Source organism: Streptomyces coelicoflavus, from assembly GCF_003112555.1.
Taxonomy (GTDB): Bacteria; Actinomycetota; Actinomycetes; order Streptomycetales; family Streptomycetaceae; genus Streptomyces; species Streptomyces coelicoflavus.
On sequence record NZ_BEWB01000018.1, the window covers coordinates 80188 to 97098 of the forward strand.

At 73.9% G+C, this 16911-nt stretch carries 10 protein-coding genes; 6 read left to right on the forward strand and 4 right to left on the reverse strand.

Features of this window, described 5'->3' with window-relative positions; genetic code table 11:
* Positions 1-4: 4 nt before the first annotated feature.
* Positions 5-1339: a 4-aminobutyrate--2-oxoglutarate transaminase gene (gene gabT / locus Sco07f_RS35055; RefSeq protein WP_108990249.1), complete on the reverse strand. Its 1335-nt coding sequence runs from the start codon at positions 1337-1339 to the stop codon at positions 5-7.
* A 253-nt stretch (positions 1340-1592) separates the two neighbouring features.
* Here gabT and Sco07f_RS35060 point away from each other — a divergent pair, with 253 nt between their 5' ends.
* From Sco07f_RS35060 to Sco07f_RS35070, 3 genes are all read left to right on the forward strand, one after another.
* Positions 1593-4061, forward strand: coding sequence for a type IV secretory system conjugative DNA transfer family protein (locus Sco07f_RS35060; protein WP_108990250.1), 2469 nt, complete (start codon positions 1593-1595; stop codon positions 4059-4061).
* A gap of 162 nt (positions 4062-4223) precedes the next feature.
* Positions 4224-5873, forward strand: a complete 1650-nt coding sequence (locus tag Sco07f_RS35065; protein ID WP_108990251.1) for a PucR family transcriptional regulator — start codon at positions 4224-4226, stop codon at positions 5871-5873.
* A gap of 141 nt (positions 5874-6014) precedes the next feature.
* Positions 6015-7460, forward strand: a complete 1446-nt coding sequence (locus Sco07f_RS35070) for an aldehyde dehydrogenase family protein (protein ID WP_042825278.1) — start codon at positions 6015-6017, stop codon at positions 7458-7460.
* Between the two features lie 111 nt (positions 7461-7571).
* Here the strand turns inward: Sco07f_RS35070 and Sco07f_RS35075 are convergent, their stop codons facing one another.
* Entirely contained in the window at positions 7572-8765 is a 1194-nt protein-coding gene (locus Sco07f_RS35075) for a glycosyltransferase family 4 protein (protein WP_108990252.1), read from the reverse strand.
* Positions 8762-9892 carry a glycosyltransferase 87 family protein gene (locus tag Sco07f_RS35080; protein ID WP_108990253.1) on the reverse strand — a complete coding sequence of 377 codons (1131 nt, stop codon included), beginning with the start codon at positions 9890-9892 and terminating at the stop codon, positions 8762-8764. The genes Sco07f_RS35075 and Sco07f_RS35080 overlap by 4 nt, the downstream gene beginning before the upstream one ends.
* Before the next feature lie 142 nt (positions 9893-10034).
* Here Sco07f_RS35080 and Sco07f_RS35085 point away from each other — a divergent pair, with 142 nt between their 5' ends.
* Both Sco07f_RS35085 and Sco07f_RS35090 read left to right on the forward strand, forming a co-directional pair.
* Positions 10035-11264 (forward strand): sensor histidine kinase, encoded by a 1230-nt coding sequence (locus tag Sco07f_RS35085; RefSeq protein WP_108990254.1) that lies wholly within the window; start codon positions 10035-10037, stop codon positions 11262-11264.
* Positions 11261-11989 carry a response regulator gene (locus Sco07f_RS35090; RefSeq protein WP_244942214.1) on the forward strand — a complete coding sequence of 243 codons (729 nt, stop codon included), beginning with the start codon at positions 11261-11263 and terminating at the stop codon, positions 11987-11989. Before Sco07f_RS35085 ends, Sco07f_RS35090 begins: the two co-directional genes overlap by 4 nt.
* Positions 11990-12041: 52 nt before the next feature.
* Here the strand turns inward: Sco07f_RS35090 and Sco07f_RS35095 are convergent, their stop codons facing one another.
* Positions 12042-14888 carry a glycoside hydrolase family 3 C-terminal domain-containing protein gene (locus Sco07f_RS35095; protein WP_108990255.1) on the reverse strand — a complete coding sequence of 949 codons (2847 nt, stop codon included), beginning with the start codon at positions 14886-14888 and terminating at the stop codon, positions 12042-12044.
* 329 nt (positions 14889-15217) lie between these two features.
* On the opposite strand from Sco07f_RS35095, the gene Sco07f_RS35100 reads away from it, so the two are divergent.
* On the forward strand, positions 15218-16903 hold the full coding sequence (locus Sco07f_RS35100) for an extracellular solute-binding protein (RefSeq protein WP_108990256.1): 1686 nt from the start codon (positions 15218-15220) through the stop codon (positions 16901-16903).
* Positions 16904-16911 lie beyond the last annotated feature (8 nt).

Here is a 16911-nt window from a genome sequence, read left to right on the forward strand (position 1 = left end):
TCGCTCAGAGGCCGGCGAAGGCCTGCTCGATGATGTCGAGGCCCTCGTTCAGCAGGTCGTCGCCGATCACCAGCGGGGGCAGGAAGCGCAGCACGTTGCCGTAGGTGCCGCAGGTCAGGACCAGCAGGCCCTCGGCGTGGCAGGCCTTGGCGAGCGCGGCGGTCGCCGCCGGGTTCGGCTCCTTGGTGCCGCGGTCCCCGACCAGCTCGATCGCGATCATCGCGCCGCGGCCCCGGACGTCGCCGATGACGTCGAACTTCTCCGCCATGGCGGACAGGCGGGACTTCATGACCGCCTCGATGTGCTTCGCCCGGGCGTTGAGGTCCAGCTCCTTCATCGTCTCGATGGCCCCGAGCGCGCCGGCACACGCCACCGGGTTGCCGCCGTAGGTGCCGCCCAGGCCGCCGGAGTGCGCGGCGTCCATGATCTCGGCGCGGCCGGTGACGGCGGACAGCGGCAGACCGCCCGCGATGCCCTTCGCCGTCGTGATCAGGTCCGGGACGATGCCCTCGTCCTCGCAGGCGAACCACTGGCCGGTGCGGCAGAAGCCGGACTGGATCTCGTCCGCGACGAAGACGATGCCGTTGTCCGAGGCGAACTCGCGGATCGCCGGCAGGAAGCCCTTGGCCGGCTCGATGAAGCCGCCCTCACCGAGCACCGGCTCGATGATGATCGCGGCCACGTTCTCGGCGCCGACCTGCTTGGTGATCTGGTCGATCGCCTGGGCCGCGGCCTCCGGACCGGCGTTCTCGGCACCGGTGGGCCAGCGGTAGCCGTAGGCGACCGGCACGCGGTACACCTCGGGCGCGAACGGGCCGAAGCCGTGCTTGTACGGCATGTTCTTCGCCGTCAGCGCCATCGTCAGGTTGGTCCGGCCGTGGTACCCGTGGTCGAAGACCACCACGGCCTGCCGCTTGGTGTACGCACGGGCGATCTTGACGGCGTTCTCGACGGCCTCGGCACCGCTGTTGAACAGCGCCGACTTCTTGGCGTGGTCGCCCGGCGTGAGCTCGGCCAGCGCCTCGGCGACGGCGACGTAACCCTCGTACGGCGTGACCATGAAACAGGTGTGGGTGAAGTCGGCGAGCTGCGCGGACGCCTTGCGCACGACGGCCTCGGCGGAGGCGCCGACGGAGGTCACCGCGATGCCGGAACCGAAGTCGATCAGGCGGTTGCCGTCGACGTCCTCGATGACACCGCCGCCGGCGCGGGCGACGAAGACGGGCAGCGTGGAGCCCACACCCTGCGCCACCACGGCCGTACGGCGGGCCTGAAGCTCCTGCGACTTCGGGCCGGGGATGGCGGTGACGACGCGGCGCTCCTGCGGAACTGCGGTCATGGGGGGCTCCTGGGGTCGTGCGGGCAATCGCTTGACTTCTTTTCTCGCAGGCTAGGACCGGTGCTGTGGGGTGGGCATGCTCCATGTGGGCGTTGTCCGTACGGCCGGTTGTCCGACATGGACAGGTGGCAGGAACGGCGACATATGGACACGTCCGCGCGGGCCCGGCCGCGTAAGCGGTGAACTCCCCTTGGGAGGGCGTTAGATTGGCTCGCTGATGGTGGACGGAGCGGCAGGTCAGGGGGCAAGGGCGATGGACGGCGACGGGACGCGGGACGCACGGGGCACGCACGCGAATCCGGTGCCGCGCCCGGCGGGGCCGCCCGAGACGCCACCGGGGCCGCCGGGGGCGTTCGCCGGGCCGCCCCGGGTACCCGCGGAGGCACCCGCGGTGCCGCCACGACCGGCGACGGCGCCGCACGCGCCCCCCGTGCCCGAGCAGGCCCCCCGGCCCGTGTCCGCCGTCGCCGCCTGGCTCGACGAGGAGAGGCCGCCCGCCCGCCCCGGGATCTGGCGGTTCGGCTACCGGCCGCCCGAGGAGACCCCGGAGCGGGTCGCCCCGGTGACGGTCGTCGGCATGCTGGTCCCCCTCCTCCTGGCGATGCTCGTGTGGTCGCTGTGGCAGCGCGGTGTCACCTCGTACCAGTACGCCCTCCTGCGCCTGTTCACCCCGGACGACTGGTGGTGGGGCGGCACGCTCGCGTCGCCCAAGGTCTTCGAGGGGCAGGAGGTGGCCTCCCCGGGCGCGGAAGCCCTGGTGATCTACGAGGGCCTCGCCTTCGCCGCGCTCGTCGCCCTGGTGGCCGTGCTCGGCAGCTGGCGCGCCGTCGTCAGCCACTACGTGACCCGCAGGCCCCAGCCCGCCCGCGCCCTGATCGCGGCCCTGCTCGCCCTCGCCGTCCTCAGCCTCGTCTTCCCCGACGCCTTCCCGGCCGTCGGATGGTCCCCGGTGCCGGTTGTTGACCCGCTGCTCTCCCTCACCGTGCTGGTCTCCGACGGCTACGGCCTGATGGCGTCCCGCCTGTACACCGACACGCTGTACGCGGTCGTCACCCTCCTCGTGGTGTGGCCGTTCGCCCGCCTGGGCGGCTGGCTGCCGTACGCGCGGACACTGCTCGCCGCCCGCCGGGCCGCCCCCGCCCCCGGCGTCCCGGCCGCACGCCCCCGCTCCCAGTGGCCCGCCCTGCGCGACGTCGGCCAGCACGAGGCCGCCGACCTGCTCACCGGCGAGGTCGCCCGCGGCGGCGTGAACGACGTCGACTGCGCCCGCGTCGAGAACGCCTTCTCCGCCGCTCGGCGCGGCGCCACGCTGGACGCGTTCCGCGACACCGTGCTGCGTCTGGGCGGCGCGGCCTGGGCCCACTCGTCCGGTGCCCGGGACCTGCTACGCCGGACCGCCCGGCACGACCTGCTGGCCGGACAGGTGCGGATCGGCCGCTGGACGGCCGCCCAGCAGACCCCGCTGCCGTACCGGGACGCCGGGGCGGCACTCGGCCCGGAGGTGCTCGGCACCTCGCTGCTGGCGGTCGGACCTCCCGGGTCCGGCAAGACCCGCGCCCTCGTCGAGCCGGTGACCGAGGCACTCGCGCTGCAGGCGCTCACCGGGGCCTGCGCCGTCGTGGCGGTGTCCGCCCCCGGGACCCCGGTGTGCGAGGACGACGCCTTCGACGTGATCGTCCGGATCGGCGACCCCGCCTCGGTGCACGACCTGGACCCCTACGCCGAGTCGGACGACCCGGACGACGCGGCCGCGATCCTCGCCGAAGCCCTGGTGGGCGACCTCGACACGGTCGGAGCGCAGGGCGCCGTCACCGCGCTGGCGCAGCTCCTTGGCCCGTTCCGGGCGGTCCACGGGCGGTTCCCCTCCCTGCCCGAGCTGCACGCGCTGCTGGCCGGCGAGGAGACGGCGCTGGCCCGGCTGGGGGAGGCGCTCGCGGCGAGCGGGAACGACGTCATGCGCCGTGAGCTCGACGCGCGTGTCCGGCAGACCGGCGCGCCGGGCGACGCGGGCCGGGCCCTGGCCGACCGGCTGGCCCTGCTGAACCGGCCGGCGTTCGCCGACTTCTTCGGCGGCCGCGGCCCGGCCCGGCCGTTCTCCCTGCGCGCGGTCGCCCACCACCCGCTGCGGGTCCGGATCGACGTCCCCGAGCGAGGACACGACGAGGCCGCGCGGGTGATCACCCGGCTGGTCCTCGCGCAGTTCCACGCCGTCGTCAGGCAGGGCCGGCGCGAGCACTTCGCCTGCCTGGTCCTGGACGACGCGACGGGCGCGGTCACCCCGGAGTCCGTGCGCCGCATCCAGCGACTGCGCTCGCAGAACGCGGGCGTGCTGCTCGCCCTGCGGACCGTCGGCGACGTCCCGGAGGCGCTGCACGGCCCGCTGTACGGTGCCGTGGGCTGCCGCATGGCCTTCTGCGGCGTCTCCACCTGGGACGGCGGCCGGTTCGCGCAGGCCTGGGGCACCGAGTGGGTGGAGACGACGGAGGTCGCCAAGCACACGGTCTTCGCCGACCAGCCGATGACGCGCTTCATCCACGCGGTGCGCAAGCTGGTGACAGGCAGGGCGGTGACCACGGACGCGGTGACCGTCCGGCAGGTCGAGCGGGAACGCTGGTCGGCCTCCGAGCTGGCGCACGCCGTGCCGGCCGGGCACGCCGTGCTGTCGCTGACCAGCGTCGAGGGGGAGTACGCGCCGCCGCTGCTGGTGGACCTGCGCGGGTGAGGTGTACGGGGCCCGGGGACCGTACAGTGAGGCAGAATCGACACAGGCCGTTCATACGCGGCGGCCAAAGGATCACAGAGGCTCCACACCCGACCCCGCGACCGGACCCGCCCCCGCGACCAGCCTCGCGCCCCTGACGCAGACCCGAAGGCCAAGGCACCCATGCCCCCGACGCTCGCCTCGCTCGTCCACCACTCGGCGCTCAAGCTGACCGTGCGCGCCGGCGAGGACCGCCTCGACGTGCCGGTGCGCTGGGCCCACGTCAGCGAACTCGCCGACCCCGTGCCCTACATGGAGGGCGGGGAGCTGCTGCTGATCACCGCCCTCAAGCTCGACGCCGAGGACCCCGAGGTGATGCGCCGGTACGTGAAGCGGCTGGCGGGTGCGGGCGTGGTGGGCCTCGGGTTCGCCGTCGGGGTCAACTACGACGACATCCCCCCGGCCCTGGTGGAAGCGGCCCGGGAGGAAGGACTCCCGCTCCTGGAGGTGCCGCGCCGCACCCCCTTCCTCGCCATCAGCAAGGCCGTCTCCGCCGCCATCGCCGCCGACCAGTACCGCGCGGTCACCGCCGGATTCGCCGCCCAGCGCGAGCTGACCCGGCGGACCCTGGCCGACGGCCCGGAGGGCCTGCTGGCCGCGCTCGCCGCCCAGGTCGACGGCTGGGCGGCGCTGTACGACGCCTCCGGCGCCGTCGTCGCCACCGCGCCGGAGTGGGCGGGCCGCAGGGCGGCTCGGCTCACCGCGGACGTGCAGCGGCTGCGCGAGCGCCCCGCGCCGGCCTCGTCGGTGGTCGGCGGGACCGGGAACTCCGAGCACCCCGAGAACGCCGACCGCGTCGAGCTGCACTCCCTGGGTACCTCCCGCCGCCCCCGCTCCGCGCTCGCCGTCGGCACGGCCGCCGCCCTCGGCACCGCCGAGCGGTACGCCGTCCACTCCGCCATCGCCCTGCTGACCCTCACCACGGAACGCTCCCGCTCCCTGCACGAGGCGGGGCTCCGCATCGACGCGGCCGTACTGCGCATGCTGCTGGCCGGCGAGCCCGACCACGCTCGCACAGTCGCCGGGAGCCTGTACGGCGGCCTGCTGGACGCGCCGTTCCGGATCGTCGTCGCCGAGTCGGCCGCGGCGAGGTCCAGGGCCGCCGGCACCGCCCAGGCCGCCGGAGACACGGGCGGCGACACCGGCGGCGACCCCCTCGGCACCCTCACGGAGATCGTGGAGTCCGCGGCGGCCCGCTCCGGCGAGGCGGTGCTGGCCGTCCCCGAGGGCGAACGCCTGGTGGTGCTGGCCACCGACGGGGGCGCGGCCGTCGCCGCCTGCGTCGAGTACGCGTCGGCACTCGAGGCCGCCCGCCCGGCGTCCGAGTCCCGCTCGGGCGGCGACGACGAGAGCCTGGTCGTCGGCCTCTCGGCACCGTCCGGGCCGATCGCCGCGTCCGCCGCCTACAAACAGGCCGAACAGGCCCTGTCGGTGGCCCGCCGGCGCGGCCGGGTCTGCGTGGAGCACGAACACCTCGCGGCCGGCTCCGTGCTGCCGCTCCTCGCCGACGACGCGGTCCGCGCCTTCGCCGACGGCCTCCTGCGGGCGCTGCGCGACCACGACGCCACCGGCCGGGGCGACCTGGTGGCCTCCCTGCGCGCCTGGCTCTCCCGCCACGGCCAGTGGGACGCGGCCGCCGCCGACCTTGGCGTCCACCGCCACACCCTGCGCTACCGCATGCGCCGGGTGGAGGAGATCCTCGGCCGCTCCCTGGACGACCCGGACGTACGCATGGAGCTCTGGCTGGCCCTGAAGGCCACGGCCACCGACTGAGGTCCCACCTGGCCACCACGTCGAACACCTCACCCCCACCACTACACCCCGGACAAACGGCAACCGCCCCGCCCCGCCCTACCGTGGACCCCGCACGGCGCACACACCACCACCCCCAACGCGGAAGGGCCGGGACCCGACATGACTTCCACCCACGCCTTCTGGCTCGCCGGCCGCCAGGCCACCGGCGAGTCCGACTTCGACGTCACGTCCCCCTGGGACGGCACCACCGTCGGCACGGTGAGCCTCCCCACCGACGCCCAGGTCGAGGAGGCCGTGGCCGCCGCGTACGCCGTACGGGACGAGTTCGCCGCCACCCCCGCCCACATCCGCGCCGCCGCCCTCGACCACGTCAGCCGCCGTCTGGCCGAGCGCACCGAGGAGATCGCCCGCCTGATCTCCGCCGAGAACGGCAAGCCGGTCAAGTGGGCCCGCGGCGAGGTCGGCCGCGCCGTCTCGGTGTTCCGCTTCGCCGCGGAGGAAGCCCGCCGCTTCAACGGCGGCGAGGCCCAGCGCCTCGACACCGACGCCGGCGGTCAGGGCCGCCTCGCCCTCACCCGCCGCTTCCCGAAGGGCGTCGTGCTCGGCATCGCGCCGTTCAACTTCCCGCTCAACCTCTGCGCCCACAAGATCGCCCCTGCGATCGCCGCCGGCGCCCCCCTCATCCTGAAGCCGGCCCCCGCCACCCCCCTCTCCGGCCTGATCCTCGGCGAACTCCTCGCCGAGACCGACCTGCCCGCGGGCTCCTGGAGCATCCTCCCGGTCCCCAACGACCGCATGCCCGCCCTCGTCCAGGACGAGCGCCTCCCGGTCATCTCCTTCACCGGCTCGGAGACCGTCGGCTACGCGATCATGGACTCGGTCCCCCGCAAGCACTGCACCCTCGAACTGGGCGGCAACGGCGCGGCCGTCGTCCTCGCCGACTGGGCGAGCGACGAGGACCTGGACCGGGCCGCGGCGCGCATCGCGACCTTCTCCAACTACCAGGGCGGCCAGTCCTGCATCTCCGTGCAGCGCGTGATCGCCGACGCCGCCGTCTACGACCGCCTGCTGCCCCGCATCGTCGCCGCCGTCGAGGCCCAGGTCACGGGCGACCCGAACGACGACGCCACGGACGTCGGCCCGCTGGTCAGCGAGGCCGCCGCGGAGCGCGTGGAGTCCTGGGTCGAGGAGGCCGTCACCGCGGGCGCGAAGCTCCTCACCGGCGGCAAGCGCGATGGTGCCTCCTACGCCCCGACCGTCCTCACCGACCTGCCCGCCGACACCACCCTCGCCCACGAGGAGGTCTTCGGCCCCGTCCTGAGCGTGCAGAAGGTGACCGGCGAGGCCGAGGCGTTCGCCGCCGTCAACGACTCCAAGTACGGCCTCCAGGCAGGCGTGTTCACCCACGACCTCCAGGCCGCCTTCCGCGCCCACCGCGCCCTCGAGGTCGGCGGCGTCGTCGTCGGCGACGTCCCCTCCTACCGCGCCGACCAGATGCCGTACGGCGGCGCCAAGCAGTCCGGCGTGGGCCGCGAGGGTGTGCGGTACGCGATGGACGACTACACCTACGAGCGCGTACTGGTCCTCACCGGCCTCGCGCTCTGACGCCCGGCCCCGGGGACGGCGCGCAGGCGCCGGGGGCGGTCGGCCGCGCCGCGGGCCGGTTCGACCGCCCCGCGGCGCGGGGGGTCTCTGCCGGTCCCGCGGTGCGGCCGTTCAGTCCGGTCCCGCGGTGCGGGCGGTTTCGTCCGCCCCCACTGTGCGGCAGCCCGCCGTCCGACCCGACAGCAGGTCCCGCAGCGTCGCGTACGACCGGTCCCACGACCACGCGGTCCGCACCCATTGGCGGCCGCCGTCGCCCATGGCGCGGGCGAGCCTGGGGTCGCGCAGGAGCCTGATCAGCCGGTCCGCCGTCGCCGCGACCGAACGGCCGTCGACGACGTACCCCGTCTCGCCCTCGCGCACCGTGTCCGGGGCGCCGCCCGAGTCGCCCGCGACGACCGGCAGCCCGGACGCGGCGGCCTCGAGGTACACGATCCCCAGGCCCTCCACCTCCAGACCGGCCCTGCGGGTGCGGCAGGGCATCGCGAAGACGTCGGCCGCCGCGTAGAAGGACGGCAGCGCGTGGTGGGGATGGCCGCCGGCGAAGAAGACCGAGTCCATGACGCCCTCGCGCAGGGCCAGTTGCCGCAGCCCGGACAGGTAGGGGCCGTCGCCGGCCAGCAGCAGTACGGCGTCCGGGACCGCCCTGCGCACCCAGGGCAGCGCCCTGACCAGAGTGTCCTGGCCCTTGCGCGGGACCAGTCTGGCCGCGCACAGGATCACGGGGCGGTGGCCCAGACCCCACCTCGTCCTGACCGGGGCGCCGTCGACGGCCGGGTGGAAGGCCCCGGTGTCCACGCCGGGGACCAGGCGGGCGGTCCGGGCACCGGGGGCGAGGGCCGCCTCGATCGGGCCCCGGGTGCTGTCGCCCAGCCAGGTCAGCGTGTCCACCTCGGTGCCGACGCGCCGCAGCAGGCACCGGGCGCCCGGGGTGCGGGCCCATCCCACCTCGTGGCCGTGGGTGGTGGCGACGGCTGTGCGGATCCCCGCCGTGCGGCGCAGCCGTCCCGCCATCAGCGCGAGGGGCGCCGCCGCGCCGAACCACACCCGGTCGCAGCCGTACCGGCGGGCCACCGCCGCGGCGTGGGCGGTGGCGCGGGGCGTCGGCAGGAGGGTGCGGGCCGGGTGCCGGACCACCGGGTACGGGACGGGCTCGCCGGGCTGGGCCGCGGGGGTGGGGGAGCCGGTGAGGACGACCACCCCGTCGGGCGGGAAGCGGTCGGCCAGTTCCCGGACGAAGGTCTCGATCCCGCCCTGCCGGGGCGGGAAGTCGTTGGTGACGATCAGCGTGCGGGCGGCGCTCGTCATGCGGGGGTCCTCTCGAGGGAACGGTCGGTGGCCAAGGGGGCGCGGTGCGGCGGACGGTGTGCCAGTGCGGCCAGGACCAGCGGGCAGACCAGGTAGCCGAAGCGCGTCGCCGGCATCAGGACCGTCGCCAGGCCCAGGCCGAGCGCGAGCCGTCCGGCCGCCGCCCGCAGCGTCCGCGGAGGGCGCACCGCGAGCGAGACACCGATCAGCAGTGCGCCGGCCGTGAGGAGCGCGAGAGCGATCACCGTGCCGCCGGGGACGTGTGCCGCGAGCAGGTGACCGGGCAGCGGGCTGCCGGCGGGCGAGGCGGTGGCCGTGAGCCCGAACGGGAAGGCGACGACGTTGCGGAAGAAGCCGGTGGGATCGGTGAGTGCGAAGGGCAGGACCACCGCCGCCCCCGTGCCCAGGCCCACGCCCGCGCACCGCGCCGCGCAACGGCCGCCCTGCCGTACGGCGATCAGGGCCAGGGCCACCGGCAGCGCGGGCCAGGCGGTCCACTTGAGGGCCGCTGCGGCACCGAGCGCGAGACCGGCCCCACCCGGCCGGCCCCGCCCCGCCAGTGCGAGGCCGAGGCACATCAGGCCGGCCACCGGCAGGTCCACGCCGCCCACCGCGAGGGGCAGCGCGACCAGCGGGCAGGCGAGCAGCGGACCGACGCGGCACGGCCGGGCCGCGGCGAGGGACACGACGAACGTGCCGCCCAGCCACCAGCGGGGATCTCCCGGCAGGACGCCGAAGAGCGCCATCCCCGGCAGATAGGGATTGAAGTCGGCCACGGCCGAGGGAGCCGTGAGGTACGGGCTTCCACCGGCGAGCAGCAGCCGCCCCGACCGCTCGACCACGGCGACCTCCGACTGCCCGAGCCCCGCCGCCACCAGGACGACGAGCGGGACCACGACGGCCCCCGCCACCGCGACAGCGCGAGCCGCCCGGCGCGCAGCGGAGCCCGAGGACAGGAACGCCGCGAGCGCGTACCCCGCCCCGGCCGACCATCCCCACATCCGGTGCGGCACCGGGCCCGAGACCAGCGCGAAGCCCGTCGCCGCCACCGCGCACCCGGCCCACGCGTACCGTTCGACGTGCCGCCCGGCGTACCCGGCGACCCGTTCCCCAAAGGTCTTCCCCATGTCCGTCGACGCTAGGAATCCGCAGGTCCCAGGGCGTCAACCGAGGCTCCGCAGCCGGAAGTCAACCCGTGGTACGACATCCGGTCCCGGACTCCACCCGGGCGGTGACGCGCGCCCCTGCCCCGGCCGGGATCATGGAGGAATGAGTACGTCGCCCCAACAGCGCCTGCGCGACTGGATCGCGGCGCCCGCCTACCCCTGGATCACCGGCGGTGCCGTGACGGTGGGCGCGGTCGTGGAGCTGATCGCCGTTCCGGGCGGCGTCACGACCACGGTCGGAGTGCTGGTGTCCGCGGCCTCGCTGATGTGGCGGCGCTCCTTCCCGCCCGTCGCGATGCTCACCGTCGCGGCGGGGCTGATCGCCTTCGCCGGGGACGTCAACCTGTACGTGTCGATCATGGTGAGCGGGCTGACCGGCTGCTACTCGCTGGGCCGCAACCGGGTGCTGCACCCGGCCCTCACCGTCGCGGGCGGCGCGCTCGGCGCGGTGTGCGTCAACCTGGTGCACATCAACACCTGGTCGCGGATGGACCTGCCGGTGCCCGCGCTGTGGGAGAAGGGATCGCTCAGCCTGTTCGCCGAGTCGTTCCTGCTGACCGTGGTCGTCTTCGGAGCGGTGATGATGGGTGACGCGGTCCGCTCCCGGGAGGAGACACGCACCGAACGGAGCCTGGCGCAGGCCAAGTTGATCGCCATGGAGCGGCAGCAGGCCGCCGAGGCGGAACGCGCCGCGATCGCCCGCGAACTGCACGACATCGTCTCCCACTCGGTGTCGATGATCGCCGTACAGGCCGAGAGCGCCACGTACACCACGCCCGGACTCACGCCGGAGGCGCGTGACGGCTTCCAGCAGATCGCCGGCACCGCCCGCTCCTCGATGGCCGAACTGCGCCGCCTGCTCGGCGTCCTGCGCACGCCCCCGGGCGACACCGGCCCGGCCGCTCTCACCGCGCCGCAGCCGACCCTGGACCATCTGGCCGAACTGGTCGAGCAGCACCGGGCCGTGGGCGGCCCGGCCGAGCTGCGGATCACCGGGGAGCGGGTGGCGCTGCCCGCCGCGTGGGAGCTGTCCGCCTACCGGATCGCCCAGGAGGCGCTGACCAACGCCCGCAAGCACGCCCCCGGCGCCCGTACCGTGGTCGAGGTCGACTACGGCGCCGGCCGGCTGCTCACCCTCCGCGTCCGCGACGACGGTCCGGGCACCGGTCCCGGCTCGGATCCCGGTTCCGGTCCGGACTCCGTCGCCGGTACGGGGCACGGGCTGACCGGCATGCGGGAGCGGGCCGCCCTGGTCGGGGGGCGGCTCACGGCGGGGGCGGGCCCGGACGGCGGCTTCCTGGTGGAGGCGGAGCTGCCTTGGGGGAGCGGATGAGCAGGGGGGAGCGGATGAGCGCCGGGGAGCGAGCGGGGAAGCCGCACGTGATCAGGGCACTGGTCGCCGACGACCAGGCGGTCGTCCGCACCGGGTTCGTGAACCTCCTCGCCACCCAGGAGGACATCGAGGTCGTCGCCGAGGCGGAGGACGGGGTGCGGGCGGTGCTGGCGGCCCGGGAGACCCGGCCCGACCTCGCGCTCCTCGACATCCGGATGCCGCACAAGAACGGGATCGAGGCGGCCCGCGAGATCCTGGCCGCGTCCGGGGGTGCGACCAAGGTCCTGATGCTGACCACCTTCGGGCTCGACGAGTACGTGTACGACGCGCTCGCGGCCGGAGCGGGCGGCTTCCTGCTCAAGGACGCCACCTTCCCCGAACTGCTGCACGCGGTACGGGTGGTGGCGAGCGGCAACGCCCTGCTGTCGCCCGAGATCACCAAGCGGCTGATCGCCGAGTTCGTGCACGCGCGCGGCTCACGGCTGCCCGTCCCCGCGGCCGGTGACCTCACGGCCCGGGAGACGGAGGTGCTGACCCTGATCGCGCGGGGCCTGTCCAACACGGAGATCGCGGAGCGGCTCACCATCACCGACCACACCGTGAAGACCCACATCAACCGGCTCTTCGCCAAGCTGGAACTGCGCGACCGGGCCCAGGCGGTGATCGTCGCCTACGAACTGGGCCTGGTCAGAGCGGGTCGCGAGTCGGGGGTCCGGTACCGGTAGCCCTTGGCCACCGGTACCGGACCCCGTCCCCGTGCCGGACCTCCCCGGACCCTCAACCGGAGAAGCCGACGTGCGCGAGCCGCAGTGAGCCGCGCAGCCTGATGCGGAGGTCGTGGACGCCCTCGGCGACGAGGGGGCCGTCCAGCTCCACGTAGTCGTACGGCCCCGCGGTCGGCGCGGCCGGGGACAGCGCCGTCGTCCACGGGCCCCCGTCCAGGGCCGCCTCGACCGTGCCGCCGCCCGCGACCGACACGGTCACCCGCGTCACGCCGGTGCCGAAGTCACAGGCTCGGTAGAGCAGTTCGCCCGATCCTCCGGCCGCCGGCGTCACCGCGTCGCCGGTGACCTTCGTCCGGTCGACGAGCTCCGTGCCGCTCTGCTCGTCGAAGTCGGCCGCCTCCAGACCGCGTTCACGGACCGGGCGCGGTGCGGCGGGTTCGCCGTCGACGGCGACGGTCGCGGACAGGCGCACGTCCTCGCTGGAGGCGCCCACCAGCAGGTCGTACGGGCCCGGCTCCACCCGCCACCGGCCGTGCGCCACGTCCCAGAACGCCAGGGCGGACAGCGGGACCTCGAAGGACACCCGGGTCGACGCGCCCGGGGCCAGGGCGAACCGGCGGTGGGCCAGCAGTTCGCGGCGCGGGCGCGGCACCGACGGCTCGGCGGCACGGACGTAGAGCTGGGCCACCTCGTCGGCGGCCACCTCCCCGGTGTTGGTGACCGTGAAGGACACCGACACTGACCCGTTCTCGATCCCCGCCGCCAGGTCCGCGTACCCGAAGGACGCGTAGGACAGGCCGTGCCCGAAGGGGAACAGGGGCGTCCCCTCGAAGTACAGGTAGGTCTGGCGGCCGCCGATCACGTCGTAGTCGAGCAGACCGGGCAGGTCGGCGTCGGCCGCGTACCAGGTCTGCGGGAGCCGGCCCGCCGGGGAGACGTCCCCGGCGAGGACCCGGGCCAGCGCGGTGCCGGCCGCCTGGCCGCCGTGCGCCGTCCACAGCACCGCCGGGAGCGTCTCGGCGTCGACCGCGTACGGGTAGGCGGACACCAGCGCGAGCACCGTCGCCGGGTTGGCGGCGCGGGCCGCGCGCAGCAGCCGTTCCTGGTGGCCGGGGAGGCGCAGCGTCGTACGGTCCTCGGTCTCGCGGCCGTTGATGTGCGGGTCGTTGCCCGCGACCACCACGACCACGTCCGCCCCGGCCGCCGCCCGCGCCACCGCGTCCTCGCCTCGCTCGGCGACCGTCAGCCCGAAGACCTCGGCGTCCGCGTCGTCAGCGGCAACCTTCACCCCGTCGGCGGCGACCTGGACGGGACGACCCGTTCCCGTGTGCCTCAGGAGGTGACCGTTCGCGTGCGGTTCCAGCCGGAAGGTCTCCTGCACGACCCAGCCCCCGGGCTGGTCGGCGGAGGCGCGGACGAAGCCGTCCTCGGCGACGGACAGGTAGCGTCCGTCGGGCGCGCGCAGGGTGAGCACGCCCTCGCCCCAGTCGACGAGCGCCAGTTCGGTGCCGGTGGCGTCGGTGGTCAGGGGCGGCAGGTCGGTGCGGCCGGCGAGCAGGGCCGGGTCGAGGGCGCCCTCCGTGCCACGCGCCTCGGCGGGGGCCTCGTCCGACGGCGGGACGTGCAGGAACCTGCCGTCGGCCGTGCGCAGCACGACCCGGTCCACGCCCTCGGCGAAGCTCACGCGGTCGGCGCCGAACCGCTCGTACAGGCCCTCGAGCGGGGTCGAGCGGTGGAGGAGCGTACCGCTGTACCAGTCGAGCTTGCACTCGTCCGCGAGCAGTCCGACGACGGCGACGCGCGTGCCGGGGGTCAGGGGCAGGACGCCGTCGTTCTTGAGCAGGACCACCGCCTGCTCGGCCGCCTCCCGGGCGAGCGCCCGGTGTTCCGGCGAGTCGAAGTCCCGTTCGCTGTCCGCCGTCACGGCGTACGGGTCGTGCTCGGCGTCGAACTCGCCGAGCCGGAAACGGACCGACAGCTGCCGCCGCACGGCCGCGTCCACGTCCGCCTCCGTCAGCAGGCCCTGCTCCAGCGCGCCCCGGACCCGCGCGACGATCCTCGAGGAGTCCGTGCCGTGGTCGGTGAAGCTGTCCACCCCGGCCCGCAGTGCGGCGGCGGTCGCCTCCTCGTGGGTGTCGAAGTAGTGCTCCGAGTCGACCAGGTTGGAGGGCGCGCCCGCGTCCGAGCAGACCAGGAGGTCCTCCTCCGTCCAGGTGCGCAGGTGCCCGCCGAGGTGGGGGGAGAGGTGGTTGGGACGGCCGTTGACCAGGTTGTAGGCCGGCATCACCCCGGCCACCGCGCCCGCCTCGACCGTTTCGCGGAAGGCCCGCAGGTCGTACTCGTTCAGGACGCGCGGCCGGACGGAGGACGAGGAGGTGTCCCGGGCGGTCTCGTTGTTGTGCGCGAGCCAGTGCTTGAGGACGGGCGCGGTGCGCCAGTACGCCGGGTGGTCGCCGCGCAGTCCCCGGGTGTAGGCGGTGGCGACGGCGGACGTCAGCTTGGGGTCCTCGGAGTAGCCCTCCTCGTTGCGGCCCCACAGGGGGTGGCGCAGCAGGTTCACGGTGGGGGACCAGACGTTGAGGCCGACGCGTCCGTCCCGTGCGCGCATCACCCGGGCCTCCTTGGACACCGCTTCGCCGACCCGGCGCACGAGGTCCTCGTTCCAGGTGGCGCCCAGCCCCACGGCCTGCGGGAACACGGTCGCCGGCCCCATCCAGGCGACACCGTGCAGCGCCTCCTGGCCGGTGCGGAAGGCGGCGATGCCGAGACGTTCGACCGCGGGCGCGAACTGGTGCAGGAAGGCGGTCTTCTCGTCGAGCGTGAGCCGCGACATCAGATCGTCGACGCGCTTCGCGAACGGCAGGTGCGGATCACGGAACGGCGGCGTGGGTGCGGTCACGTGGAGGTCCCCTTGCGATGGAGCGGGTAGGACGTCGAAGCGCTTCGATGCTCTGTGCAGCCCAGGGTGGGTGTCAAGAGACCGCGACGGATCGCGACCGAGCCCGCCCGGCATTGCAACGTGGAGAGGAGGAGTTCCGTCAAGTCCCCTGCGGGCAGTGCCGGTCAGGAATCTTGGGACGGCTCTTGTGCCCCCCGAGGGGTTAACTTAACCTCGCTGCAACATCGAAGCGCTTCGACGCGAACTGGTCCCAGTTCTCTCAAGACACCGACCCGACGGCCCCCGTCGGGTGTCCCGGTGCGCCACGAAGGCACGAAGGGTTGACGCAAATGACGCCGAACGCCGCCTCCGGTCCCAGCCGGAGAAGTTTCCTCGCCTCCACCGCGGTCGCCACCGCAGCGGTGGCGGGAGGAGTGCCGCTGCTCTCCGCCTGCGGCGGATCCGACGGAGGCTCGCGCGACGGCACCACGTCGAAGAAGGACGCCAAGAAGATCCTCCCGGCGTACGTGGCGAGCAACGTGGTCACCCCCGACATCCCCAGCAAGAACGGTTCGGCGGTCGGCTTCACCGGCAAGCTCGACCTGGCGGGCCTGAAGTCCTCGGTGCCGAAGAAGCTCGGCAAGGGCGGCGAGGTCACCGTCATGTCGCCGTTCTGGGGGTCCCCGCCCAAGGAGGACAACGCCTACTACACGTCGATGAACGACCTCATCGGCGTCGACGTGGTCTGGCAGAACCAGGACGGCAACACCTACGACCAGAAGCTCGGCGCCGTCCTCGCCTCCAGCGAGGTGCCCGACGTGGTGGTCGTGCCCGGCTGGAACATGACCGGAAAGATCCCGAGCGCCATCATCGGCAAGTTCGCCGACCTGGGCCCCTACCTCTCCGGCGACGCGGTCAAGGAGTACCCGAACCTCGCCGCGATCCCCACCGACGCCTGGCAGCGGTCCATCTTCGGCGGCAAGCTGCGCGGCCTGCCCATGCCGTCCTCGTACGTCACCGGCATCGTCCCGTTCTACCGCCAGGACGTCTTCGAGAAGGAGGGCTACGAAATCCCCCGCTCGTGCGACGAGTTCATGGCGCTGGCCAAGGACGCCACCAACGCCAGGGCCAAGCGCTGGGCCTGCCTGGACATGAAGTGGACCGCCTTCAACGCCTTCGGTGTGCTCTCCGGCAACGAGAAGTCGCTCGGCTGGAACGAGACCGACGGCAAGCTGATCTACCGCATCGAGACCGAGGAGTACCTCGAGGCACTGGAGTGGACGCGCAAGCTGTTCGCCGCCGGCGTCGTCCACCCCGACGCCAAGCTCGGCAAGTCCAACGCCGCCGACCCCGGCCCCAAGTTCGCCGCCGGTGAGTTCCTGATCTACAACCAGGACATGTCGCAGTGGTGGAGCCGCACCGCCGAACAGGCCACGCAGAACCCGGAGTTCCGTATCTGGGGCATGGACCTCTTCGGTCACGACGGCGGCGCCCCGACCCTGTGGGCGCAGAACCCGGCGAGCATCTTCGCCTTCGTCAACAAGAAGGCGTCCGAGGCCGTGATCCGAGACGTGCTGGCCGTCGCCAACGTCACCGCCGCGCCGTACGGGACCAAGGAGTACATGGCCACCAACTACGGCGTGGAAGGCACCCACTACACCGTCAAGGACGGCGTGCCCACCAAGACGGACCAGGGCAACATCGACGTGATGAACGCCTACGTGATGGTGGCGAGCCCCGCCGCGACCATCGCCCACCCCGACTTCCCCGAGGTGGCCAAGGGGCAGGTCGAGTGGCAGCAGCGCATGGGCGCCGTCACCAAGAAGCCCTCGTTCTACGGCATGCAGATCACCGAGCCGGCCCGCTACACCAACCTCTCCAACGACTTCGAGCAGCTTGAGGACGACATCGTCCGCGGCCGCAAGAAGATCGCCGACATGCAGCAGGCCGTCTCCGACTGGAAGAGCAAGGGCGGGGACAAGCTCCGCGACTGGTACCGGAAGATCCTCGACGAGAACGGTTCCGCGGCCGGCTGACCAGGTAC